The organism is Pseudonocardia sp. ICBG601, from assembly GCF_020496245.1.
Genome location: NZ_JAHLJA010000027.1, coordinates 78,511 through 103,340, shown reverse-complemented (window position 1 = coordinate 103,340; position 24,830 = coordinate 78,511). Strand labels below are relative to the sequence as shown.

Here is a 24,830-nt window from a genome sequence, read left to right as displayed (position 1 = left end):
GCGTGGGCGAGCACCCGGGTGCCCGCGGTCGCACCGAGCACCGACAGCTTGCGGGTGACGTCCCCGGAACCCCGGACGACGACCAGCGGCACCAGGTCGGGCAGCCCGACCAGTGCCTCGGCGCCGGCGTGGCCGGGCAGCGGGACGAGCTGGACGGCGGCCTCGGGGAGCCCGGCGTCGGCCAGTGCGGGGCGCAGCACCTGCTCGACGAGTGCGGTGGCGCTGCCGAGCGCGGCCGACCCGGTGCGCAGGACGGCGGCGCTGCGGGCCTTGAGGGACCTGCGAGGGCGACGTCCACCGTCACGTTCGGTCGGGCCTCGAACACCGCGCCGATGACGCCGACCGGGATGCGTCGCTCGAACACCCGCTCGCCGGTCTCCAGCGTGCGGACCGGCCACTCGGTGGGCGGCTCGGGGGTCGCGGCGAGCACCTCGAGCTGGGTGGCGATGCCGGCGAGCCGCTCGGGGTCCAGGCGCAGCCGGTTCGAGCAGACCCGCGGCCATGCCGTTCCGCTCGGCCGTCGCGACGTCGGCGGCGTTGTGACCTCGAGCAGCTCGTGCGCCCGGTCCCGGGATCAGCGACGCGGCGGCGCGCAGGGCGTCGTCGATCCGGCCCTCGCCCGCCGCGCGGACGGCCGGGGCGGCGGCCCGGGCGCGCTGCGCGGCCTCACGGACGGCGGCGTACTCCGGGGCCTCGGTCGTCTCCTGCGGGGCGGTCACGGTGCTGCTCACGCAGGTCAGGGTAGGCGGTCGCCGGCGAGGGGCCGACCGGGTATCCGGTGAGGCCGCTCTGCTCACCGTGACGCAGCAGGGCCGGCGACGGATCAGGGCCCGGGACGGCGTAGACGACGATGTTCGACTCGTAGCTCCGTGCGGCCGGGTCGAACACCCCGCCACAGGTGATCAGGACGAGCTGCGGGTCGCCGTCGCGGCGGAACACCTCGCGGGGCAGGTCGTGCTTGCCGTACTCGCGACGCGCGACGACCCGGTAGCCGGCGGTGCGGCCGTCGGCACCACGCACGACGACCGGCTCGCCCACGACGAGCTGCGGCAGCACCGACAGGAACCCGATGCCCTGGGTGCGGGAGTCGACGTGGCCGGCGATCACGGCGCTCCCGGTCGTGCCGCCCGGCAGGACGCCGGGTGCCCACCAGCCGACCGTGCGCACCTGCTCGGGGACGACCATCCCGCCGTCCGGGGCGGTGCCGACCGCGTCGACGGGTGCGGCCAGGCCGCGCGCGGGGAGCTCCAGGACGGCCGGGACGACCGGCGGCGCCGCGGCGCCGGGCCCGGCCGCGGGGCGCGGGAAGACCGCCGAGACGGTCCACGGCTCGCGCGGCGCGATCGGGGCCGGGGCCCCGGGCACCGCGACCGGGTCGGGCGGCGCCAGGACCGGCAGTACCCGGGCCGCCGGCACCGCGCGCGTCGCGGCGGTGGGTTCCGCGGGGACCGCGCCGAGGTCGCTCGCCTCCAGGCGGGAGTCACCGCCGAGCGCGAGACCGGCGCCGGAGCCCAGCAGGACGACGCCGAGGAGCAGCAGCGCGGCCGCTCCCCGGACGCCCCCGGCCGGGCGCCGGCGCCGACGGGTCACGCGCGGGCGCGACGCAGCCGGATGGCGCCGGCGACGAGCAGCAGCAGCCCGGCACCGCCGAGCGCGACCGGCAGCGCGACGTCGGAGGCCGACGCCGCCTGGCCGCCGGTACCGGCGTCGACGGCGGGCGAGCCGGAACCGGAGGCAGTCCCGTCGCCGGAGCCGTTGCCGGAGCCGTTGCCGGGCGCGGTCCCGTTTCCGGCGGCGTTCCCGTCGGCGCCGTTCCCGTCAGCATTGCCCGAGCCCGAGCCCGAGCCCGGGGTCGTGGCGCCGGCCTCGGCCGCGGCCTGGTCCAGCTTGGTCTTCAGCTCACCCAGGTTCGTCAGCTGCGCCCGGGCCTGGTCGAGCTGCTCCGGCGGCAGGCCGGGCACGTTCAGCAGCTGCTGGGCCTGGTCGCTGAGCGCTCCGACCTGGGCCTGCGCGGCCTGCAGCCAGCCCTGGTCGAACTGCTCACCGGTGCGGGCCTTCAGGTCGTCGACCTGGGCCTGGATCTCCGGGGAGACCTGGTCGGGCAGCGAGACGCCGATCGCCGACGCCAGCCCCCGCAGCTTGTCGTTGAGCTGCTGGCCCTCGCCCTGCACCTGCGGCGCGAGCTCCTTGACCGTGTTCCCGACACCCTGCTCCAGGCCGATGCCGCCGAGCGCGGCGAGCCCGAGGGCCTTCTGGTGGGCGTCGCCGAACGCCTGGCGCGGGTCACCGACGCCCGGGACCTGCGGCAGGTTGTCCGGCAGGTTCGGCACCTGCGGAGTCTCGCCACCACAGGCGGTCAGTCCGACGAGCGCGGCCGCGGCGACGGCGGCACCGACGGTGCGGCTGATCCGGCGCGGGCTGGTCATGGTCCTACGCGTCATGCGAGTCATCCCCCGGGAGTCACTGCTAGGCCTTATGGGCTATCGCCCTACCCCATGTGGCGCAGCTCCAACCGCGCGGCGGACCTGGCGGGCGGCGAGTGGCTATCGCCGACGGCTGAGCGGCGCCGGGGCCGACGGCGGCGGGACGACCGGCCCGACGTCGCCGTCGGGGGCTTCGTCCAGGTCCAGGACGACCGGGGCGTGGTCGCTGGGCAGCTTCCCCTTGCGTGCCTTGCGGTCCACCCACACAGCGGCGCGCCGGTCGGCCGGGCCCGATCCGGCCAGCACGAGGTCGATCCGCATCCCCTGGTCCTGGTGGAAGCGGCCGGCCCGGTAGTCCCAGTAGCTGAAGACCCGCTCGTCGGGCCAGCGCTCGCGCAGGACGTCGCGCAGCCCGGTCCCGAGCAGCGCAGCGAGCGCGGCCCGCTCGGCGGGGGTGACGTGGGTGGCGCCGTCGAACAGGGACCGGTCCCAGACGTCGTCGTCGGTGGGGGCGATGTTGACGTCCCCGGCGACGACCGTCGAGTCCGGGTCGCCCGCCGCCACCTGGTCGTGCAGCGCGGCGAGCCAGCGCAGCTTGTAGGCGTAGTGCGGGTCCTCCGGGCTGCGGCCGTTCGGCACGTACACCGAGGTGACCCGCAGTCCGCCGCAGGTGGCGGTGACGGCGCGCGCGTCCGGCTCGGCGAGCCCGCCCTCGGTGAAGACGGGCTCGTCGGGCAGGCCGCGGACGACGTCGTCGAGCCCCACCCGCGACAGCAGGGCGACACCGTTCCACCGGCCCTGGCCGTGGTGCGCCCACGCGTAGCCGCGCTCGGCCAGTGCCTCGTCGAAGCTCGCGGCGAAGTCGTCGTCGGAGAGCTTGGTCTCCTGCAGGCAGACGACGTCGGGTTCCCGTTCGTCGAGCCACGGCAGCAGCCGGGGCAGCCGGGACTTCGCGGAGTTCACGTTCCAGGTGGCCAGACGCACGGCCCCGACCCTACGAGAGGAAGCGCGTCACCGATCGCCGGATGCCCGCGACGTCCAGGCCGTGGGCGGCGTCGTGGTCGTCCGGGCTGCCGTAGCGGCGCAGCTCGGCCGCGCCGACCCCGAGTCCGAGCACCCGGTGCCGCACGTCGCGCAGAGCCTCGGCCACCGGCCGCACCGAGGTCCCGGCCAGGTACGGCTCGACGAGCACGACGTCCGGCTCGGACAGGGTGGCGCGCACCGTCGCCGTGTCGAACGGGCGCACCGTGGGCGCGTAGAGCACGGTCACGTCGAGCCCCTCGACGGCGGCGAGCGTCCGGTCCGCCAGCGGCCCGACGGCGACGACCGTCCCCGGCTCCCGCGGCGCAGCACCGTCATCGACGGCCCGGTGCCGTACGGCCGCGCGTTGGACGCGCCCGACAGCCGGAGGTAGACCCGGTCGTCGCCGGGCAGGGCGGCGCGCAGCTGCGCCTCGGCCTCGTCGGCGTGCCCGGGCACGTGCACGGTCCAGCCTTCGAGGGTGTCGAGCAGCGGCACGTCGCGCGGGCCGAAGTGGGTCTCCCCCGCGCCCGCCATGTCGTAGGACCCGCCGGCCGACACCAGCACCGCACCGACCCCCTGGTGGCCGAGGTCGAGCTTGAGCTGCTCGTAGGGCCGTTCGACGAGGAACGGCGCGAAGGTGTGGACGACCGGGCGCATCCCGGCCAGCGCGAGCCCACCGGCGGCGGAGACCAGCAGCTGCTCGCGGATGCCGAGGTTGATCACCCGGTCGGCGACGGCGGCCGGTGCCTCGATGTAGCCGGCGCCGATGTCGGCCAGCAGCGCGACGGCCCGCGGGTCGGACGCGAGCAGCTCCGGCAGCAGGCCGTAGAAGCGTTCCCGCAGGTCGGGCGGGTCGTGGGCTCGGAGGTGGTGGCGTGCTGCGTATCGGTGAGCAGAGCAAAGCCGGTCATCGGACACTCCCCTTCGGCTCGACGTGGGCGACGACCGCGAGCGGCCGGTCGGCGTGGTCGGTGCGGAACGCCCGCTCCAGCGCGTCGTGGTCGCGGCCGTCGGCGTCGACGGTCGCCCACCCCTCGACCGCGAAGCGCGCGGCGATCCCGCCGGGCCAGCCGTGCGAGGCCGAGCTGTTGTCGACGACGACCGCGGTCAGCCCGGCGAGGCCGGCCCGGCCGGCGTACTGGACGGCCTCGGCGTTGGACCCCTCGTCGAACTCGGCGTCGCCGAGCAGTACGACGGTGCGTGCGTCGCGCCCGGCCAGCCGCAGCCCGAGCGCGGTGCCGACGGCCAGGCCGAGCCCGTGCCCGAGCGAGCCGGAGGAGATCTCGACGCCGGACACGAGGGTGCGGTCGGGGTGGTGGCCGAGGTTCGAGTCGAACGCGGCGAACCGGTCGAAGGTCGCGGGGTCGAGGAAGCCGCGGGCGGCGAGGACGGCGTAGAGCGCCATCGGCCGTGCCCCTTGGAGATCAGGAGCCGGTCGCGGTCGGGGTCGTCCGGGTGCTGCGGGTCGACGCGCAGGATGCGGTCGTAGAGGACCCAGAGGACGTCGAGGGTGGAGGTCGCGGCGGCCTCGTGCTTCTCGTCGCCGGTCAACCGGGTCATCAGCCCGGGGAGGTCGGTGTAGCCGGTCGGTGATCGCATGGTCACCACCGTGCGACCTGAAGTCCGATTCAGGTCAAGGGGCCGATTCAGGCCGAGAGGTCTACTCCTCGTCCGGCGGGGTCGCCTTGCGGACGTAGAGCAGCTGGTCGCCGCGCTCGAGCGCGTCGACGGCGGCGGAGTCCACCCGGTGGAGCTGCTCGCCGCGCACCACGCCGAGCACGATGTCGGGCAGGTGCCGCGGCGAGCCGCCGACCTCGGTCGGCTCGACCTGGCGCTGGGAGATCGCGAAGCCGGCGTCCGGGGTGAGCAGGTCCTCCACCACCTCGACGACCGCGGGCGAGCGGGTCGCGACGCCCAGCAGCCGGCCGGCCGTCTCGTCGGACACGATGACCGAGCTGGCACCGGACTGGCGGAGCAGGTGCACGTTCTCCGCCTCGCGCACCGCGGCGACGATCGAGATGGACTTGGACAGCTCGCGGGCGGTCAGGGTGACCAGCACCGCGGTGTCGTCGCGGTCCAGGGCGACGACCAGCGTCGTCGCCAGCTGCACCCCGGCGATGCGCAGCACCGCGGACCGGGTCGCGTTGCCGGACACGGTGACCAGCCCCAGCCCCGACGCCACGTCCAGCCGCGCCCGGTCGGTTGTCGACGACGACGATCTTCCCGGGGTCCACGTCGTCGCCCAGCAGCGTCTCCACCGCCGCACGACCCTTGGTTCCGTAGCCGACGACGACGATGTGCTCGCGCACGCGCGACCTCCAGCGCTGGATCCGGAACGACTGCCGAGACCGCTCGGTGAGCAGCTCGACGGTCGTGCCGACGAGGACGATCAGGAACAGCACCCGCAACGGGGTGATCACCGCGATGTTGATGCCGCGGGCCATCGGGCTGACCGGGACGATGTCGCCGTAGCCGGTCGTCTTCGACAGCGACACCGTCGCGTAGTAGAGGGCGTCGAGCAGCGAGATCTCGCCCGCACCGTTGTTGTCGAGGTAGCCGTCGCGCCCGAAGAAGACGATCAACGTCGTCGCGCCGAGCGCGAACACCGCGATCACCAGGCGGGTCATCAGCGAGCGCACCGGACCCGACCGCGTGTCCGGCATCCGCAGCGCACCCTCGACATGCGGGTCGAGTGCGCTGAGCCGGGTGGAGCCGATCACCTGCGCAGGCTAGCGCCCAGGTCGCGCCGCACCGACCGCGCGGGCCCTATCCTCACTCAGGTGTCGGCCGACGGGGACCACGAACGTGCGACGCCGACCGCGCGCACGTCGCTGCGGCCGCGGCTGAGCGCACGCCGGTTCCGCGGTGCCGCCGCACCGGGTCCGGACCCGACCGAGACGCTCGAGACGGGCGTCGCCGTGGCCGCGGGCCTGCGCGAACCGGCCGGGTCCCCTGCCGCGACCGAGGCGTTGCGCAGGCTCGCCGGGCTCTGCGGTGCCGACGCCGCGGGCCTGGTCCGGCCCGGCCTGCCCGACTCCTGGTGGGGCCCCGGCCGCTCGGACGGCCTCGCGCTCGCCGGGCGGACCCGCGGGCGGCGGCTCACCGAGGCCGGCCGCACCGCACTGCCCGTCGGCGACGGGCCGGTGCTCGTCCTGGCCGGTGAGGTCGGGTCCGCCGCGCCCGCCGGGCCGCCGCCTTCGTCGCCGACGCCCTCGAACGCGCCCGCCGCGCCGACGGCGAGGCCGAGGCCGAGGCCGCCCGGCTGCGCGCGCTGCGGGCCCAGATCTCGCCGCACTTCGTCTACAACGCGCTCACCACGATCGCCTCGTTCGTCCGCTCGGACCCGGCGCGCGCCCGCGACCTGCTGGAGACCTTCGCCGAGTTCATCCGGCACTCGCTGGCCGCACGCGGCGACTACGTGCCGCTGGCCGGGGAGTTCCGGTCGGTCGAGGCCTACCTGACCCTCGCCCGCGCGGTGCTGGGCGAGCGGCTGCGGGTGCAGGTACGGGTGGCGCCCGAGGTGTTGCCGGTGCCGGTCCCGGTGCTGGCGCTGCAGCCGCTGGTGGAGAACGCGGTGCAGCACGGCGTCGAGCGCTCCGCCGACGGCGGGCTGGTGCAGGTCAGCGGCGAGGCCGAGGGGGACGTCTGCGTCATCACCGTCGACGACGACGGTCCGGGCATGAGCCCCGAGCACGCCCGCGACGTGCTGGCCGGGACCGCCGAGGGGGCCGGGCTGGCGCTGGTGAACGTCGACCGCAGGCTGCGCGCGGTCTACGGCCCCGACCACGGCCTGGTCATCGAGACCGCGCCCGGCGCGGGCACCCGGATCGTGCTGCGGATCCCGCGATTCCAGCCCGGGGTGGTGATCTGAGGTGGTCCCCTCCGCCGCACCGCTGCGGGTGCTCGCCGTCGACGACGTCGCCCCCGCCCTCGACGAGATCTGCGCGCTGCTGGCCGACGCGCCCGACGTCGGCGAGGTCGCCCGGGCCGGTGGCGCGGTCGAGGCGCTGCGCGCGATCCCCACCGGCCGGTTCGACGCCGTCTTCCTCGACATCACCATGCCCGGGATGGACGGCCTGGAGCTCGGTGGCGTGCTGGCCGCGATGGCCACCCCGCCGGAGATCGTCTTCGTGACGGCGTTCGAGGAGCACGCCGTCGCCGCGTACGGCCTCGGCGCCGTCGACTACCTGCTCAAGCCGGTCGGTGCGGACCGGCTCGCGGACGCGCTCGGCCGGGTGCACCGGGCCCGGGCGGGCCGCTCGGCCGCCCGGCCGGGCGCGCCCCCGGTGCGCGCTCTCCGGAGCCGCCGGGGCCCGCGCTGCCCCGTGTCGACGAGCTCGCGGTGCTGCCGGTGGAGGCCGCCGGGCGCAGCCGCTACGTCCGCCGCGAGGACGTCCGCTTCGTCGAGGCCCACGGCGACTACGTGCGACTGCACCTGCCCGAGGGCTCGCACCTGGTGCGGATCCCGCTGTCGCGGCTGGAGGAGCACTGGGACCCGCACAGCTTCGTGCGGGTGCACCGCAGCTTCCTGCTGCACCTGCCCGCGGTCCGCGAGCTGCGCAGTGACGCCGGCGGCGGTCTCCTCGCCCCCACCGACGCCGGTGACGTGCCGGTCAGCCGTCGCCACGCCCGGGACCTGCGCGACCAGCTGCTCGCCGCGGCCACCGCCGGGGCGCTCGACGGCCACCGCGGCCCCCGACGGCGACGGCGGCGGCCAGGGAAGCGGGGGCCAGGGAAGCGGGGGCCAGGGAAGCGGCCGGGGGCTGCCGTGAGCTCCCGCCCGCGCCGGGTCGCGGTCAGCGCACCGCCCGAGCGGGCCACGGCCGTACCGCGCCCGCAGCCGGCCGCGGCGCTCGACCCGGGGCTGGCCGAGCGGGCCCGCGGCCTGCGCCGGGCCCAGCTGCGCCGGGCCGTGGTCACCCTGGCCTGCGCCGCGGTGCTGTTGTTCGGGCTGCCGGTGCTGCTGCGGCTCGCGCCGGACCTGGCCCGGTGGCGGGTCGGCGGGCTCCCGCTGGGCTGGATCGCGGTCGCCTGGCTGCCGTACCCGCTGCTCGGTCTGCTGGCGTGGTGGCACCTGCGCCGGGCCGAACGCGCGGAACGCCGTGACGGCCGCCGCAGTCGTCACCCTGCTGCTGGTCACGGTGCTGATCGGGCACGGGGCGTCGCGGCGATGCGGACCACCTCGGACTTCCTCGTCGCGTCCCGGCGGACCTCGCCGATGCTCAACGCGGCCGCGGTCTCCGGGGAGTACCTGTCGGCGGCCTCGTTCCTCGGCGTCGCCGGGCTGGTGATCAAGGAGGGCACCGGGGCGCTCTGGTACCCGGTCGGGTTCGCGGCGGGCTATCTGCTGATGCTCGCGCTGGTCGCCGCGCCGATGCGCCGCTCCGGCGCGCTGACCGTGCCCGGGTTCGCCGAGGCCCGCCTCGGGGTCGCGGTCGCTGCGCCGGTTCTGCGCGGTAGTCGTCGTGGTGATCGCGGTCCTCTACCTGGTGCCGCAGATCGTCGCGGCCGGGCAGCTGCTGACGCTGGTGTCCGGCGTCGACTACTGGGTCGGGTCGTGGTGTCCGGGCTCGCCGTCGGGCTGACCCTGGCGCTGGGCGGGATGCGCGCGGCCACCTACGTGCAGGCGTTCCAGTTCGCGCTCAAGCTGCTGCTGTTCGCCGGGCCCGCGATCTGGCTGCTGCTGCTCGCGGGCCCGGCGCTGCGGGCCGACATGGCCGCACCGCCGGAGTTCACCCGGTTCACCGCCGCGACCCCGGTCGACTTCCGGCTCGACACCGAGCTGGTGCTGACCGAGCCGACCGTCGTGGTCGTCGACGGGGCGCCGGTCCCGCTCGCCCCCGGCCCGCACCACCACGCCGCCGCCGACTCCGTCTGGGTCTTCCCCGACGGCGCCGCTGTGCCCGAGCTGGGTGGCGACCACGCGTCGCTGCCGGTGCCCGGCGGCGCCGAGTGGGCGCTGCCGCTGCTCGGCGCCGCCGACACGCGCCGCTGCTGACGACCTGGTCGGTGCTGGTCGCGACGGGCTGGGGACGATGGGGCTGCCGCACATCATCGTGCGGTTCCACACCAGCCCGGACGGGCGCGGGGCCCGGCGGACCGCGGCGATCACCGTCGCGATGCTCGGCGCGTTCTACCTGTTCCCGATCGTCCTACGGGCTCCTCGGCACGGTGCTCACCCCCGAGCTGTACCTCTCGCAGGGCACGACACCGCGATCGTCACGCTGCCCGGGCGGGTCACCGGCGGCGGCACCGCGGCGGCACTGACCGCGATGCTCACCGCGGGTGCCTTCGCCGCGTTCCTGGCCACCTCGCTCGGGCTGCTCCTCGCACTGTCCGGCGCGCTCGCGCACGACCTCATGCCCTCGGACTGCGCCGGCTGCGGCTGACCGCGCTGGCCGCGTCGGCTGCCGTGGTCCCGGCGGCCCTGCTGATGGTGCGCGTCGACGTCAGCGCGGCGGTGACCTCGGCGTTCACCGTCGCGGCGTCGACGTTCTGCCCGCTGCTGGTGCTGGGCCTGTGGTGGAAGGGGCTCACCGCGCGGGGCGCCTACGCCGGGATGGTCACCGGGCTCCTCGCGACGCTCGGCTCGATGGCACTGGGTGCCGCGCTCGGGCTCGGCGGGACCGCGGGGATGCTGCTCGCCCAGCGGCGCTGTGGTCGGTGCCCTGCGCGTTCCTCGTCATGATCGCAGTGTCACTGGGCGATTCACGCTCCGTCGGACGCGGAAGCTACGATGCTACGGCTCCATCTGGCCGATCGAGAGTGAGCGCTTTAGCGTAGCGGCGACATCGTCGTCAAGACCGCTCGTCGTCCGGTGCCGCGCTCGATCGTCCGGTCGTCTCGGCCGCTTGCATCTTGGGTCGCCCGGAGCGTGCGTGTGGGGTTCCGCACACGGCCGAAGGCCCTTTCCTGGGTCCGGTCCCGTGGCCGTGCGTGGCTTGTGCAAGGAGGCATACGTGAGTACGACCGAGTCCGACGAGCAGCCCGGCGATCCGACGCCGGGCGCCTCCCGACTGGGCCGCCGCACAGGCGAGCCCCGACTTCCAGGAGGCGCAGCCGGCTGCGCGGGTTCGTGTTCCCGGTGACCGCAGGGTTCCTGGCCTGGTACCTGCTGTACGTGCTGCTCGCGAGCTTCGCGACGGACTTCATGGCCACCCCGGTGCTCGGCAACATCAACCTGGGGGCTGATCCTCGGGCTGCTGCAGTTCGTGTCGACCTTCGCGATCACCGTGGTCTACATCCGCTACGCCGACCGCGTGCTCGACCCACTGTCGTCGAAGCTCCGCGGCGAGATCGAGGGGACCCGATGAGCACGACAGTCCTGGCGGCGACGGCGGACAGCAACCCCGCCCTCAACATCTCGATCTTCCTGGCGTTCGTCGTCGTGACGCTGGGGATCGTGTTCTACGTCAACACCGGCACGCGAAGAAGACCGCGGCCGACTTCTACACCGCGGGCGGCGGCTTCTCCGGCACCCAGAACGGGTTCGCGATCGCCGGTGACTACCTGTCGGCGGCGTCGTTCCTGGGGATCGCGGGTGCCATCGCGATCAACGGCTACGACGGCTTCCTCTACTCGATCGGGTTCCTGGTCGCGTGGCTGGTCGCGCTGCTGCTGGTGGCGGAGCTGATGCGCAACACCGGCCGCTTCACCATGGGCGACGTCCTGGCGTTCCGGATGAAGCAGCGCCCGATCCGCGCCGCGGCGGCCACCTCGACGCTCGCGGTGTCGTTCTTCTACCTGCTCGCGCAGATGGCCGGCGCCGGTGCGCTGGTTCGCTGCTGCTCGGCATCTCCGGCGCCTTCGCCCAGGGTGTCGTGATCGCCGTCGTCGGCGTCGTGATGATCGCCTACGTGCTCATCGGCGGCATGCGCGGCACCACCTGGGTGCAGATGATCAAGGCGGTGCTGCTGATCACGGGCGCGCTGGTCATGACGATCTGGGCGCTGTCGCTGTTCGGCTTCAACTTCTCGGCGATCATGCAGGCCGCCGCGGACGGCTCGCCCAAGGGCGAGGGCCTGTTCGCCCCCGGCCAGCAGTACGGCAAGTCGCTGACCTCGAAGATCGACTTCATCTCGCTCGGCATCGCGCTGGTGCTCGGCACCGCGGGCCTGCCGCACGTGCTGATGCGCTTCTACACCGTGCCCACGGCCAAGGAGGCCCGCCGCTCGGTCGAGGTCGCGATCTGGCTGATCGGCCTGTTCTACCTGTTCACGCTGGTCATCGGCTTCGCGGCCGGTGCGCTGGTCGGGCCGGAGGCGATCAACAACGCGCCGGGCAAGGTGAACTCGGCGGCGCCGCTGCTGGCCGCCGCGCTGGGCGGCCCGGTGCTGCTGGGGATCATCGCCGCGATCGCGTTCGCGACGATCCTGGCGGTCGTCGCCGGTCTGACGATCACCGCGTCGGCGTCGTTCGCGCACGACGTCTACATCAACGTGATCAAGCGCGGGAACGTCGAGGACACCGAGGCCACCCAGGTCCGGGTCGCCCGCCGCACCGCGATCGTGATCGGCATCGTGGCGATCGTCGGCGGCATCCTGGCCAAGGACCAGAACGTGGCGTTCCTCGTCGCGCTGGCCTTCGCCGTCGCGGCGTCGGCGAACCTGCCGACGATCCTGTACTCGCTGTTCTGGAAGCGGTTCAACACGACCGGCGGCCTGTACTCGATCTACGGCGGACTGATCAGCACCCTGGTGCTGATCGTGTTCTCGCCGGTCGTCTCGGGGTCCGAGACCTCGATCTTCCCGGACGTGAACTTCGCCTGGTTCCCGCTGGCGAACCCCGGTCTGGTCTCGATCCCGCTGTCGTTCCTGCTCGGTGTGGTCGGTACCTACATCGGGCAGAAGCGCCACGACGGCAGCAAGTACGCCGAGATGGAGGTCCGGTCCCTGACCGGTGCCGGCATCGCCAAGGCCGAGGCACACTGACAGGCCACACCGACAGCCACACCGACCCGAACCACCCCACGCGCCGAGCCCGCGTCCCCGTCACCGGGGGCGCGGGCTCTCCGCTGTCCGGAGCCCGGGCGCCACGGCCGGATCTCAGCCGCGCACGATCCCGGCCTGCTGCCGGAACGTCAGGTTGTCCTCCAGGTGCCAGTCCTCGACGATCCGACCCGACGGGCCGATGTGCTGGATGTCGATCGCACCGAAGTCGATCGCCTGCCCGCGACCGCGCGCACCCTGGTACTCGCCGGTGAAGCGGCCGCGGAACACCAGTCGCGCGGTGACCGTGTCGCCGGTGACGTACAGGTCGACGAGCTCGCAGCGGAGGTCGGGCACCGCCGCCCGGAACCCGGCCGAGGCGGCCACCGGCCCGTCCGGCCCCTGGGGCCGTCCGGCGGGCATCGTCCGGTCGACGAACGACGGGTCGACGGCCCGGTCCAGGTGGGACCGGTCGCCGGTGTCCCAGAACGTGTAGAGCTCCTGTGCGACGTCGACGGCGTGTCGGGCCGCGTCGGTGTCGAGTGACCGGTCCACGTGCACCGTGCCGGGCTCGACCAGACCGTGGCTGCGGTCGACCAGGTCGGCGTCGTCGGCCGGGCGCGGTGCCGTGCCCACCGCCACCGCCGGCCCGGCACCGGCCGCCGCCGGGCCGGCCGGGGTCCCGGGTTCGGTCCCCGCCGCACCGCAGCCGGCGAGAACGGCCGTCGCCGTCCCCGCGGCCACCACGGTCCCGATCGCCCTGTGCGCCTGCATCGCCTGTACTCCTTCCGGGACCGGTGTCTCCGTGCCCGTCCGGTACAGCGCGCCCCGACAGCGGAGCCATCCCGTCGCGCCGTCGATGCTCCGACGGTCTGCGATCGACGGAATCTATGCCTCGACGGCCGCCGTCGGCACTCCCGCGACGAGGTCGTGCAGCGCGCGGGCGTCGAGCAGGTCCGCCGGGCGCAGGGTGACGCCCTCGCGGACGTAGTGGAACGCCGCCCGCACCCGGTCGGGCTCGACGTCCTGCAGCGCCGCCCACGCCAGCCGGTACGCGGCCAGCTGCACCCCGACCGCCTGCCTGCGGTCCTCGGCGGGCAGGCCGCCGGTCTTCCAGTCCACGACCGTCCAGCCCCCGTCGGGGTCGGCGAACACCGCGTCCATCCGGCCCCGCACAGCGACCCCGGCCAGCACCGTCTCGAACGACACCTCGACCTCGACCGGCCGGCGGCCCGCCCACTCCGACGCCTCGAACGCCGCCTGCAGCTCGGCGAGCTCGGTCGCGTCGGCCTCCGAGGACACCGACTCGTCGGCGGCGCCGGGCAGCTCGTCGATGTCCAGCAGGCGTTCCGCCCCGAAGCGCTGCTCCAGCCAGGCGTGGAAGGCGGTGCCGCGGCGGGCGTGCGGATTGGGCGGCATCGGCACCGGACGACGCAGGCGGACGGCGAGCGCGTCCGGGTCGTCGGCGAGCTCGACGAGCCGGCTCACCGACAGCCGCCCGGGCAGCGACACCGTGGGCCGCTGGGCGGCCGCGGCCCGCTCCGCGAGCAGGACGTCGACGTCGGCGGCCCAGCCCTCGGGATCCCCCTCCGCGTCGACCACGCCGGCCCCGGACTCCGGGTCGGGGGCCGGGGGCAGCTCGAGTGCGAGCTGGTCGGTCTGCGCGGCGCGGCGCGGCCGCTTCGGCCGCCGGGCGCGCAGCACGGCGCGAACCATCTCGGCCCCGGAGCGCACGTCGTCGGCGCGGTCGTCGAACGGGTCCGGCGGCCACTGAGCGGTCCGTTCGACGCCGAGCGCCGGGTTCCCGGCGTCGATCTCGGGCGGGGGCGCCCAGTGCTCCAGCACGCCGACCTCGGAGCCGCCGGGCCCCTCCAGGATCTCGGCGAGCTCGGTCAGGAACGCCGACGGCTCCTTCGGCCGCTCCCCCGTCGCGGGCCAGCGGTGCCCGGACACCAGCAGCACCCGTTCGGACCGGGTGAGCGCGACGTAGAACAGCCGGCGCTCCTCGGCGAGGCGGCGCTCGTCGAGGGCGTCGTCGTGGTCGTCGAGCGCGGTCTCGACCTGCTTGCGGTCGGCGCCCGGGGGCGGCAGGTGCAGGCCGGAAGGTCGTCGGCGTCGCCGCGCAACGGCACCGGCAGCGCTGGCCGGGTCCTTCAGCCAGGACCCGGACATCTTGCGACCGGGGAAGACCTGGGAGACCAGGTGCGGGACGGCGACGACCTCCCACTCCAGCCCCTTCGCCGCGTGCACGGTCAGGATCTGCACCCGGTCCGGGGCGACCTCCACCTCGCCGGGGGTCAGCCCCTCCTCCGCCTGCTCGGCGGTCTCCAGGTAGTCGAGCAGGCCCGGGAGCGACGGCACGTCCGCGCCGGCGGCGAAGTCGGCGACGACGTCGGCGAACACGTCGAGGTGCGCCCGGCCGGTGGGGGGGCGGGACGGGCCGCCGTCTCGACGTCGAGGAGCAGGGTCCGCTCCACGTCGGCGACCAGGTCGGTCAGCGGGGCCGCGGTGCGGGCGCGCAGCTGGGCGAGCTCGCGGCCGATGCGCCGGATCCGGTCGAACCGGCCGGGGAGTAGCGCTCCGGGCCGCCCGGGTCGTCGAGGGCGTCGACGAGACCGGCCTGCTCGGCCTGCTCCCCGGGCAGCGCCCCAGCGCCAGGTCGGCGGCCGACAGCGGCCCGGGCGGCCGCCGGGCGGGGCGGGACGAGCTCGCGGGCGCGCTGCCACAGCGCGGCCAGGTCGGCGATCCCGAGCCGCCACCGGGGCCCGGTCAGCAGCCGTACGGCGGCCGGTCCGGCGAGCGGGTCGGACACCACCCGCAGCGCGGAGACGAGGTCGCGGACCTCGGGGGTGGACAACAGCCCACCGAGCCCGACGACCTCCACCGGGACCCGCCGGTCGCGCAGCGCGGCGGCGAGCGCGTCCATGTCGGAGCGGCGCCGGACCAGCACCGCGGCGGTGGGCGGGGTGCCGTCGGCGTGGCCGGCGTGCCAGAGCTCGGCGATGCCGTCGGCGGTCCAGGCGACCTCGGCCGCGACGTCGGGCAGCAGGGCGGCCCGCACGTCGCCGGGCCCGCACCGTCGAGCGGGCGCAGCTCCCCCACCCGGACGGTGCCGGGCGCGGTCCGCAGCGGCTCGGAGACCCGGTTGGCCAGCACGAGCACCTCGGCCGGGTTCCGGAAGCTGGTGAGCAGGCCGTGCACGGGGGCGGGGTCGCCGCCCGCGGCGGGGAAGTCGGTGCGGAAGCGCGCCAGGTTCCCGGCACTCGCGCCGCGCCAGCCGTAGATCGACTGGCAGGGGTCGCCGACCGCGGTGACCGAGCGGTACTCCGGGTCGTCGCCGGGCTCCGGGGCGAGCCCCGGCGGCACGCCGAACAGCGCGCGGAGCAGCACCCGCTGGGCGTGCCCGGTGTCTTGGTACTCGTCGAGCAGCACGGCCCGGTACTGGGCACGCTCGATCCGCCCGACCTCCGGGTCGGCCTCGGCGATGCGGGCCGCGAGTGCCATCTGGTCGGCGAAGTCCATGGCCTGTTCGGCCTGCTTGCGCCGGGCGAACTCCTCGACCAGCGGCAGCAGCTCGCAGCGCATCCGCTGCGCGGCGATGCGGGCCTTGTACCCGGCCGAGGGTTCGGCGCGCTGCCGCTTGCCGGGCGGGGCGTGCTGCAGCACCGGCAGCATCCGCTCGGCGAGGCGCCGCACCTGGTCCGGCTCGACGAGATGCTCCCCCAGCTCCCCGGCCAGGGAGAGCAGGTAGCCGGTGACGGTCGCGGGCACCCGGTCGATCTCCAGGTCCGCGGCCCAGGTGGAGACGACGCGGTGGGCCAGCTGCCAGGCCGCGGTCGGGCCGAGCAGCCGGGCGGCGGGCTCGGCGGGCAGCCGCAGCGCGTGCTCGCCGACCAGGCGCCCGGCGTAGGCGTGGTAGGTGGCGACGGTCGGCTCGCCCGCCAGCAGCGCGGCGCGCCGGGCGCCCGACGGGTCCAGGTCGTCGAGCAGCCGGGCCCCGGCGAGGCGGCGCAGCCGGGACCGGACGCGAGTGCCCAGCTGCTGCGCGGCCTTGCGCGTGAAGGTCAGCCCGAGGACCTGCTCGGGCAGCACCCGGCCGGTCGCGACGAGCCAGACGACGCGGGCCGCCATCGTCTCGGTCTTGCCGGCCCCCGCCCCGGCGACGACGAGCGCGGGCCCGGCGGGCGCGGCGATGACCGCGGCCTGCTCCTCGGTCGGCGGGTGCAGACCGAGCGCGCGTGCCAGCTCGGCGGGGGTGGGGTCCACGGGGACCGTTCTACCCGGCCCCACCGACAGCGGTGCCCGGCCCCCGCCGTCGTCCCGGTTCGGTCTCGGGCGCTATCCGGCGTCGTCGACGGGTGCGAACACGCGGGCCCAGTCGACCTGCAGCCGCACCTCGTCGGGGTGGACGCGTCCGGAGCGGGGATCCACCCGGAGGCCGGGCCCTGGTCGAGCTGGATGGCCAGGTGCATCGGAGTGGTGGGGATCGCGCGGCGGTCGGTGACCTCCCACCTCTTCACCCCGTCGACGTACCAGGTGATCCGGTCGGGCAGCCAGTCCAGCGCGAAGGTGTGCCACTGGGTGAAGTCGCCGGGGCTGGCGGTCGACAGGATGTGGTTCTGCGCACCGTAGTGGACGAAGGCGGTGGCCGCGTGCCGGTCGCCGAACGGGATCTCCATCATGTCGAGCTCCCCGTCGTCGGGGAACCGCTCGGAGTCCGGCCAGAGCAGGATCGCCGGGCTGTACCCGGTGCCGACGTCGGTGCGGGCGCGGAACTCCCAGCGGCCGTAGAGCTGTCCGTCGTGCATCGCGACGCCGCCGGAGACACCGCCGCCCGCGGCCCGGGGGCGAGCGGTGACGGTGAGCAGGCCGTCGCCGACGCCGACGGCGGACGGGCGGCGCAGGCCGTTGCCGAACCCGCCGGGCGAGTTGTAGACGGTCCAGGTGGAGCGGTCGACGCGGGAGCCGTCGAACTCGTCGCCGCCGACCTGACGCCACTGCTGTGGCGGAGGTGGGGGCGGCGGGGGCGGCAGCTGGTTGTCCAGCGCGGACGTCGCCGGGTCGGCACCGGCCGTGCCGTCCGGCGGGACGAGCACGGTCCAGGTCAGCCCGGCGGCGGCGACGAGCACCAGCGCCATCGCCCCGGCGCCGTGCGCGATCCGCCGGCGCAGGCCGGTGACGGCGCGGTCCGGGCGTACGGCTCGGTCCGGGTGCCCGGCTCGGTCCGGGCGTCCGGCCCGGGCGCCCGTGGCCCGGGCTCCGCGTTCGGTGGGGCGGAGGCGGGACGTGGTGGTGATCGACCCCGGGGCTGCGGGAACCCGTGCCGTCGAGGTCCGCAGCACGGGGGGCGACGCCGGCGGAGTCGGCGCCGGCGCTGTGGGGATCTGCGCTGTCGGGATCTGCGCTGTGGGGATCTGCGCTGTGGGGATCTGCGCTGTGGGGATCTGCGCTGTCGGGATCTGCGCGGTGGGGGTCGGCTCGGCCGAGGTCCGCGGCGGGACCGGCCTGGCCGCGGTGCCACCGACCTCCGCTGTCGCTGCGGTGGGCGGCCGGGGCCCGCAGCGCGGACCGGGCACGGCGTCCGGGGCGAGGTGCCTGCCCGTCGACCGGTGCGCGACGACGGCGCGGGTCTCCACGGTGCGTTCCGCTCCGTCCCCGACGCTCGCGGCCGCGACGGTGCCGTCGGCGCGGACGGGCCCGCGGGCCCGCGGCACCGGGGACACGGGCCCCGGTACGGCGTCCCGGGCGGCGGCGGACGGCCCGCGGGTCGCCTCGGCGATCTCGGCGCCGGAGGTCACGCCCGCGCGGCGCGCCCGGGCCCGTCGTCCGGTCGGCCACGGCTCGGGAGACGGCACGGGAGACGGCACGGCGGACGGCCGACGGGCGTCGGGCCCGAGGGGGCGCCCACCACCGACGGCGGTGTGCTGCGACGTGTCCGGGCGTTCCCCGCCCCGCGACACGCCACTCCCCGGTTTCTCCACGCAAGCAGGACGCACGGGACCCCGTTCGGTTGCTCCGTCAGGAGGTCGCGCGCGTCACCCCGTCTGCGGTAGAGCGATCAGGCCGGCGGGGTGCCGACCGTCGCGGGGGCGCCGTGGGCCCGCAGCACCTCCGGCACGGTGACCGTCCCGTTCGCGTCCTGGAAGTTCTCCATGATCGCGAGCATGGCGCGGGCGGTGGCACCGGTCCCGTTGAGCGTGTGCACGTTCTCGGTCGGCGCACCGGCCTCGCGGCGGAACCGGACGTTCAGGCGTCGCGCCTGGTAGTCGGTGGTGTTCGAGCACGAGGTGATCTCGCGGTAGCGCTCCTGGACCGGGAACCAGGCCTCGATGTCGTACTTCTTCGCGGCCGGGTTGCCGAGGTCGCCGACGGCGATGTTCTGCACCCGGTACGGCAGCCCCAGCTCCTGCACGATCGACTCCTCGTGGGCGAGCAGCTCCTCGTGCACGTCCCGGGAGTTCTCCGGAAGGCAGTAGACGAACATCTCGACCTTGTCGAACTGGTGCACCCGGAACATGCCCTTGGTGTCCTTGCCCGCGGCGCCCGCCTCGCGGCGGAAGTTCGTCGAGAACGCGACGTAGCGCGCGGGGAGCGTGTCGAGGTCGACGATCTCGTCCATGTGGATCCCGGCGAGCGCGACCTCGGAGGTGCCCGTGAGGTAGAGGCCGTCCTTCTCCAGCTCGTAGAGGTTCGACGCCTCGGTGGGCAGGAAGCCGGTGCCGTACATCGCCCGCTCGTTCGCCAGGACCGGGCCGAGCACCGGGACGAACCCCTCGCCGGCGAGCTTGTCCATGACGTAGCGGAACAGGGCCATCTCGAGCCGCGCGACGTCCCCGAACCGGTAGGCGAACCGCGAGCCCGACAGCCGCGCACCGCGTGCCATGTCGACCCGGCCGGTCGACGAGGCCAGGTCCAGGTGGTCGCGCGGGGTGAAGTCGAAGACCGGCGGCTCACCCCAGGTGCGGACGGTGACCGCGTCCTCCTCCGCCATGCCGTCGGCGGCGGTCGGGTCGGGCAGGTTCGGGATGCGGGCGAGCAGCTCGGACCGTTCGGTGTCGGCGACGGCGAGGGCGTCCTCGGCGGCGCGCAGCTCCTCCTTCTCCAGCTTGAACTGCTCGACCTGCTCCGGGGTCGGCTTCCCCTTGGGCCGCTGCTTGGCCGCGGCACGCAGGCTGCCGACGCGGTCGGTGGCCTCGCGCCAGCGCGCGTCGACCTCCAGCAGCGCGTCGAAGTCCGCGGACGCGCCGCGACGGGACAGCGCCGTGCGGAAGGTGTCCGGGTCCTGTCGGGCCGCCTTGAGGTCGATCACTGCTGTTCCAGCCTCTCGCGTAGTGGAGGGGCCATCGTAGGACCGGGAATGATCGGACCCTCGCGGTGGTAGTCACCACCATGAGTGTTTCCCTCGGCCGGTACGGCGTGTGGCGGCACGAGAGCGGGTTGTCCCCCGATCTCGCCGCCGAGATCGAGAAGCTCGGGTTCGGTGCGGTGTGGGTCGGCGGCTCCCCGCCCGGGGACCTGACACTGACCGAGTCGTTGCTCGACGCGACGACCTCGTTGGCCGTGGCCACCGGCATCGTGAACATCTGGGCCACCCCGGCCGACGAGGTCGCGGAGTCCTTCCACCGCATCGAGGCGCGGCACCCGGGGCGGTTCCTGCTGGGGATCGGCGTCGGGCACCCCGAGGCCACCAGCGACTACACCCGCCCCTACGCCGCGCTCGTCGCCTACCTCGACCGGCTCGACGAGCTCGGGGTCCCCCGCGACGGCCGCGCGGTCGCCGCGCTCGGCCCGAAGATGCTCGACCTGGCCCGCGAGCGGTCCGCCGGGACGCACCCGTACCTGACCACACCCGAGCACACCCGCTCGACCCGCGAGCGCTACGGCGCCGGACCGCTGATCGCACCGGAGCACAAGGTGGTGCTCGACGACGACCCCGCCACCGCGCGTGCCCTGGGCCGCCCGGCCGTCGAGAAGCCCTACCTGAGCCTGGTCAACTACCGGAGCAACCTGAAGCGGCTCGGCTGGGCCGAGTCCGATCTCGACGACGGCGGCAGCGACGCCCTGATCGACGCGCTCGTCGCGCACGGCACCCCGGAGCAGGTCGCGGCCCGGCTCGACGAGCACCTCGACGCCGGCGCCGACCACGTCTGCGCCCAGGTCATCACGCCCGGGATGGCGGAGCCGGAGGGCGACCTGCGACGGCTGGCGAGCGCCCTGGGGCTCGCCAGCGCGGGCTAACCTGGGCCAGGTGCGCCCCACTCCCGACGACCCGTCCCTGCTGGGACCGTTGCGACGGCCGGCGCCACTGATCGTGGCGGCGGCCGTCGCCGTCTTCGCGGTCCTGGCCTGGGCCTACCGCGGCGACGCGACCGCCGGGCGGATCGACCGCGACGCCGACGCCGTGGTGGACGCGCTGGGACACCGGTCGGGCTCGCTGCTCGCGGACGCGGTCACCTTCGGCTCCCCGCCGACGGTCGTGCTGTTCGCGCTGCTGCTCGCCGGGCTAACCCTGTACCTGCGACGACCGCGGCTGGCCGTGCTGGCCGTCGTCGGCCCCGGCCTGACCGGCATCGCGACGACGGTGCTCAAACCACTGATCGGGCGCACCATCGGCACCGCCACCGCGGACGGCTACGCGTTCCCCTCCGGCCACACCGGCGGTGCGGTCTCGATCGGGCTCGTCGTCGCCCTGCTGCTGGTGGGGCTGCTGCCGGTGGCCCGCACCGGACCTGCCGTCGCCACCCTGGCCGCGACGGCGCTGCTGGCCGGAGGCACCGTCGGCGCGGGCATGGTGCGACTCGGGGCGCACTACGCCACCGACACCGTCGGCGGGTTCTGCGCCGCGGTCGCGCTCGGGCTGGGTGCGGCGCTGGTCATCGACCGCGTCGCCGACCGCCGGGCCCGACCGGCGCGCGTGACCTGACCACCGGCCCTGACCGACGGGGCGTCCGCTCGGTGGGGCCGGGCCCGCTCACCCGTCCACCACCGTGCGGCCCGTCTCGACCGCGGGGCAGCTCGTACGGACCGGGCAGCGGTCGCAGTCCGGCCCGGCGCGGGCGACGAACACCGCCCCGGCCGAGTCCTCGGCACAGGTCATCAGCACGTCCCGCCAGTGCCCCATCTCCTCCGGGCGCAGCGCCGCCTGCTGCGGCTCCTTGGCCTCGCCGCTCGCCTTGCGGTCGGCCAGGAACAGCAGCCGCGCCCCGCCCGGCTCCACCCCTGCCCCGACGAGCTGGTCGAACGCGCCGAGCGAGGCCGCGAGCTGGTAGACGGCCAGCTGGTGGTGCTCGGCGGTGGCCTTCGCCGAGGTGGCCGTCTTCCCCGTCTTGACGTCGACGACGACCGGACGCCCCTGGTCGTCGCGTTCGAGCCGGTCGACCCGACCGCGCAGCCGGACCCGGCGCGCCGCCCGCGCGGCACCGCCGCCGCGCCCCGGACCGCCGTCGGTGTCGACCGGCAGCAGCGCGGGGCCGTCCGGCGCCCCCGGGTCGTCACCCTCGCTGTCGTCCCCGGCGTCCAGGTCCAGCTGCACCGGTTGCTCGACGGCCACCAGCTCCAGCCCCTCGGCACGGCTGCGGCGCACCCAGTCGTCGAAGGCGGCGAGCATCTCGCGCACCCGGACCAGCTCGCGACGCCCGAACCACGGGGCCCCGGTGTCGAGTCGCCGCCACGCCGACCGCAGTGCCTCCTCCAGCTCCGCCGGGTCGGCCCCGGCGGCACGGGCCTGGACCAGTGCGTGCACCAGGGACCCGGTGACCGCCGACAGCGCGCCGGTCTCGTCGCCGCCGTGCCGGGACAGCACCCACCGCAGGGGGCAGCCGGCGATCGTCTCGACGTCGGAGGGGGAGATCGGGACGAGCTCGCCCTCGGCGCGCAGCGGGGCGCCGTCGGACAGCTCGGCGACGCCGTACCAGTCGTCGGGATGGGCCCCGGGGACGCCGTCCGCGGCGAGCCGGGCCAGCTGGGCCGCCGCCCGGCGACGACGCGCGGCGCGCCCCGGGTCGCCGTGGTCGGGCTCGGTGACGGCGCGACGCAGCTCCCCGACCAGCTCGGCCATCACCAGGGACCGCTCGGGCCGGTGCACCGGGCGGGCCTCGGCGGCGTCGGCGGGGCGGGGGTCGAGCTCGTCGAGGAACCGGGAGGGCTGCTCGTCCTCCCCCTGCACGGCGCTGACCAGCAGCGTCGTCCGGGCACGGGTGCAGGCGACGTAGAACAGCCGGCGCTCCTCGGCGAGCAGTGGCGCCGTGCGGGAGACCGCGTCGTCGGGGGCGGCGACCCCGCCGACGAGGTCGACGAGCCGTTCGTGGCCGAGCAGGCTGCCGCGCAGCCGTACGTCGGGCCACAGACCCTCCTGCACCCCGGGCACCGCGACGACCGTCCACTCCCGGCCCCGGGCGCCGTGGGCGGTGAGCAGCTCGACCGCGCCGCCCCGGGGGGCCTGCGGGGCCAGGGTCTCCCCCGGCAGCTGCTGGTCGAGCAGGTACTCCAGGAACCCGCCGACGTCGGCACCGGGCAGCCGGTCGGTGTAGCGGGCGGCCGCGTCGAACAGGGCCAGCACCGCGTCGAGGTCCCGGTCGGCGGCCGCGCCGCCCGGGCCCCCACGGGCGCTCGCCTCGCTCCAGCGCTTCGCCAGACCGGTGCGCCGCCACACCTTCCACAGCGTCTCCTCGACCTGGTCACCCGCACCGATCGAGCGGGCGGCGGTGTCGAGCAGGCGGCCCACGTCGCGCATCGGTGCCGCCTCGGCGGGCGAGAGCATCGGCAGCGGGTCGGGCCGGCCCGCGACCGCGTCGCGCAGCATCTCGACCAACAGCGGATCGCTGCTCGGCGCGGCTGGGTCGACCTCACCCGCCTCGACGCGGTCGTCGTCGGCGAAGGTCCGGACGTCGTGCCCCGCGGCGGCGTGCATCCGCAGCAGGCCGCGGCGCAGCCGTCGCATCCGCATGGGGTCACCGCCGCCCAGCGGTGAGGTGAGCAGGGCGGTCGCGAGGTCGGCGTCGATCGCGGACGGCCGCCAGGCCGCGCGCAGCACCAGCAGCAGCGGCACGACGGCGGGCTGGCGCGGCAGCGGCACCTCGTCCGGTGGTGCGGCCAGCGGGACCCCGGCCGCGGCCAGCGCTCGGCGCAGCGCGGGCAGGGTGCGCCGCGCGGACCGCGACAGCACCGCCATGTCCGCCCACGGCACCCCGTCGACGAGGTGCGCGCGCCGCAGCCGGTCGGCGATCCAGCCGGCCTCCGCGGACGGCGACCCGAACACCCGGACCTGCAGGGCCTCACCCACCCCGGCCGCGTCCGGGCCGTCCGGGGCCTCGGGGGCCCCGTCGTCCTGCTCCGGGCCGCGCCGGGTCCGGGTCACCCCGGCGCCCGGCAGCTTCTCCGCCACCCGCAGGCCCGCCGCCCGCACCCCGGGCCGCTGGCGGTGGGCGACGGTGAGGACCTCGGTGGGCGCGTCGAGCACGGTCAGGCCCTGCGGGTCGGCGCCGCGGAAGGTCAGGACCGCCTGGTCGGGGTCGCCCGCGAGCAGCGTGGAACCGGCGTGCTCGGCCAGCGCCGCGACGAGCTCCATCTGCTGCGGGTCGAGGTCCTGCGCGTCGTCCACCAGGAGGTGGCGCACCCGGCGCCGCTCCTGCTCACGCAGGTCCGGGTCCGCGGCCAGGGTGTCCAGCGACGCGGCGACGAGCTCGGCCGAGTCCAGCGCCGGCGCCGTGGCCTGCGGGGCGCCCCGCCCGGCCGCCCCGCGCAGCAACGTGACCTCCTCGTAGGTGCGGAAGAACCGGGCCGCGGCGACCCACTCCTCGCGCCCGTGCTCGCGCCCCAGCTCGGCCAGCTCCCGCGGGCCCAGCCCGCGCTCGGCCGCCCGCAGCAGCAGCTCCCGCAGCTCCGCGGCGAACCCGGGCAGTCCGAGGGCCGGGTCGAGCCGCTCCGGCCAGCCCGAGCCGGGGACGGTGCCGTTCCAGCCGTCGATCTCCCCGGCGAGCAGCTCGCGGACCACCACGTCCTGTTCCGCCGAGGCGAGCAGCCGCGGCGGCGGGTCCTCGTGGCGCGCGGCGTGCAGCCGCAGCACCCCGAACGCGTAGGAGTGCACGGTCCGCACCAGCAGCTCACGGGTGGTGCGCACCCCGAAGTCCCCGGCGAGCTCGCCGCCGAACGCGGTGAGCAGCGACGTCAGCCGGCCCCGCAGCTCCTCCGCGGCGCGGCGGCTGCCGACCAGCAGGAGCACAGACCCGGGCGGCTCACCGGCCCGGATGCGCCGGACCACCGCGTCGAGCAGCAGGCTCGTCTTGCCCGTGCCCGGCCCGCCCAGCACCCGCAGCGCGCCGCGCTCGTGCGCGAGCACCCGCGCGGCGGCACCGGTCCACTCCCGCGCGGGAGCGGGCCGGGGGTCCGCACGCACCAGGCGCGGCGACGCCTGCTCGGTGGCTGTTCGGCTCATGGGGCGATGAGACCACGGGGCACC

At 75.7% G+C, this 24,830-nt stretch carries 15 protein-coding genes and 8 pseudogenes; 9 read left to right on the top strand and 14 right to left on the bottom strand.

The features are described from left to right. The 7 genes and pseudogenes from KPL57_RS10185 to KPL57_RS10155 all read right to left on the bottom strand — a co-directional run. Nucleotides 1–731, bottom strand: a pseudogene (locus KPL57_RS10185) (gamma-glutamyl phosphate reductase); the annotation flags it as partial. Then, nucleotides 667–1,590: a class F sortase gene (locus KPL57_RS69540; RefSeq protein ID WP_226351389.1), complete on the bottom strand. Its 924-nt coding sequence runs from the start codon at nucleotides 1,588–1,590 to the stop codon at nucleotides 667–669. The gene KPL57_RS69540 and the pseudogene KPL57_RS10185, both read right to left, overlap by 65 nt. Continuing rightward, on the bottom strand, nucleotides 1,587–2,426 hold the full coding sequence (locus KPL57_RS10175; RefSeq protein WP_226351388.1) for a DUF4142 domain-containing protein: 840 nt from the start codon (nucleotides 2,424–2,426) through the stop codon (nucleotides 1,587–1,589). The genes KPL57_RS69540 and KPL57_RS10175 overlap by 4 nt, the downstream gene beginning before the upstream one ends. 117 nt (nucleotides 2,427–2,543) lie before the next feature. Further along, nucleotides 2,544–3,407, bottom strand: coding sequence for an exodeoxyribonuclease III (locus KPL57_RS10170; RefSeq protein ID WP_226351387.1), 864 nt, complete (start codon nucleotides 3,405–3,407; stop codon nucleotides 2,544–2,546). Between the two features lie 10 nt (nucleotides 3,408–3,417). After that, nucleotides 3,418–4,289: pseudogene (locus KPL57_RS10165) on the bottom strand (transketolase family protein). A 64-nt stretch (nucleotides 4,290–4,353) separates the two neighbouring features. Then, nucleotides 4,354–5,045: pseudogene (locus KPL57_RS10160) on the bottom strand (transketolase). Nucleotides 5,046–5,106: 61 nt separating this feature from the next. After that, nucleotides 5,107–6,109 (bottom strand): annotated as a pseudogene (locus KPL57_RS10155) (TrkA family potassium uptake protein). 599 nt (nucleotides 6,110–6,708) lie between these two features. Here KPL57_RS10155 and KPL57_RS69535 point away from each other — a divergent pair. The 7 genes and pseudogenes from KPL57_RS69535 to KPL57_RS10125 all read left to right on the top strand — a co-directional run bounded on the left by KPL57_RS69535 (nucleotide 6,709) and on the right by KPL57_RS10125 (nucleotide 12,376). Further along, entirely contained in the window at nucleotides 6,709–7,317 is a 609-nt protein-coding gene (locus tag KPL57_RS69535; protein WP_308252840.1) for a histidine kinase, read from the top strand. Between the two features lies 1 nt (nucleotide 7,318). Continuing rightward, nucleotides 7,319–8,124, top strand: a pseudogene (locus KPL57_RS10145) (LytR/AlgR family response regulator transcription factor); the annotation flags it as partial. A 492-nt stretch (nucleotides 8,125–8,616) separates the two neighbouring features. Next, nucleotides 8,617–9,444, top strand: a complete 828-nt coding sequence (locus KPL57_RS10140; RefSeq protein WP_226351396.1) for a hypothetical protein — start codon at nucleotides 8,617–8,619, stop codon at nucleotides 9,442–9,444. A 37-nt stretch (nucleotides 9,445–9,481) separates the two neighbouring features. After that, nucleotides 9,482–9,835 (top strand): hypothetical protein, encoded by a 354-nt coding sequence (locus KPL57_RS66175; RefSeq protein ID WP_264197943.1) that lies wholly within the window; start codon nucleotides 9,482–9,484, stop codon nucleotides 9,833–9,835. 23 nt (nucleotides 9,836–9,858) lie between these two features. Then, on the top strand, nucleotides 9,859–10,134 hold the full coding sequence (locus KPL57_RS66170; RefSeq protein WP_308252839.1) for a hypothetical protein: 276 nt from the start codon (nucleotides 9,859–9,861) through the stop codon (nucleotides 10,132–10,134). A gap of 305 nt (nucleotides 10,135–10,439) precedes the next feature. Beyond that, a pseudogene (locus tag KPL57_RS10130) lies at nucleotides 10,440–10,759 on the top strand (DUF485 domain-containing protein). Then, nucleotides 10,756–12,376 (top strand): annotated as a pseudogene (locus KPL57_RS10125) (cation acetate symporter). Before KPL57_RS10130 ends, KPL57_RS10125 begins: the two co-directional pseudogenes overlap by 4 nt. Before the next feature lie 114 nt (nucleotides 12,377–12,490). On the opposite strand, the gene KPL57_RS10120 reads toward KPL57_RS10125, so the two are convergent. The 6 genes and pseudogenes from KPL57_RS10120 to serS all read right to left on the bottom strand — a co-directional run bounded on the left by KPL57_RS10120 (nucleotide 12,491) and on the right by serS (nucleotide 19,682). Further along, nucleotides 12,491–13,147, bottom strand: coding sequence for an ester cyclase (locus KPL57_RS10120; protein ID WP_226351386.1), 657 nt, complete (start codon nucleotides 13,145–13,147; stop codon nucleotides 12,491–12,493). A gap of 114 nt (nucleotides 13,148–13,261) precedes the next feature. Then, on the bottom strand, nucleotides 13,262–14,776 hold the full coding sequence (locus tag KPL57_RS10115) for a PD-(D/E)XK nuclease family protein (protein WP_226351385.1): 1,515 nt from the start codon (nucleotides 14,774–14,776) through the stop codon (nucleotides 13,262–13,264). Between the two features lie 91 nt (nucleotides 14,777–14,867). Beyond that, nucleotides 14,868–15,434: a 3'-5' exonuclease gene (locus tag KPL57_RS10110; RefSeq protein WP_226351384.1), complete on the bottom strand. Its 567-nt coding sequence runs from the start codon at nucleotides 15,432–15,434 to the stop codon at nucleotides 14,868–14,870. A 224-nt stretch (nucleotides 15,435–15,658) separates the two neighbouring features. Continuing rightward, nucleotides 15,659–16,525 (bottom strand): annotated as a pseudogene (locus tag KPL57_RS10105) (UvrD-helicase domain-containing protein); the annotation flags it as partial. Next, the gene (locus KPL57_RS10100) at nucleotides 16,438–17,511 is read right to left on the bottom strand and encodes a family 16 glycosylhydrolase (RefSeq protein ID WP_226351395.1); all 1,074 of its coding nucleotides are present in this window, start codon (nucleotides 17,509–17,511) and stop codon (nucleotides 16,438–16,440) included. The pseudogene KPL57_RS10105 and the gene KPL57_RS10100, both read right to left, overlap by 88 nt. A gap of 920 nt (nucleotides 17,512–18,431) precedes the next feature. After that, entirely contained in the window at nucleotides 18,432–19,682 is a 1,251-nt protein-coding gene (gene serS, locus KPL57_RS10095) for a serine--tRNA ligase (protein ID WP_149662959.1), read from the bottom strand. An 80-nt stretch (nucleotides 19,683–19,762) separates the two neighbouring features. On the opposite strand from serS, the gene KPL57_RS10090 reads away from it, so the two are divergent. Together KPL57_RS10090 and KPL57_RS10085 are read left to right on the top strand one after the other, a co-directional pair. After that, nucleotides 19,763–20,611, top strand: coding sequence for an LLM class F420-dependent oxidoreductase (locus tag KPL57_RS10090; protein ID WP_226351383.1), 849 nt, complete (start codon nucleotides 19,763–19,765; stop codon nucleotides 20,609–20,611). Between the two features lie 10 nt (nucleotides 20,612–20,621). Next, entirely contained in the window at nucleotides 20,622–21,296 is a 675-nt protein-coding gene (locus KPL57_RS10085) for a phosphatase PAP2 family protein (protein WP_226351382.1), read from the top strand. Between the two features lie 48 nt (nucleotides 21,297–21,344). On the opposite strand, the gene KPL57_RS10080 is transcribed toward KPL57_RS10085, so the two are convergent. Further along, nucleotides 21,345–24,806, bottom strand: coding sequence for an ATP-dependent DNA helicase (locus tag KPL57_RS10080; RefSeq protein WP_226351381.1), 3,462 nt, complete (start codon nucleotides 24,804–24,806; stop codon nucleotides 21,345–21,347). Nucleotides 24,807–24,830: the final 24 nt, after the last annotated feature.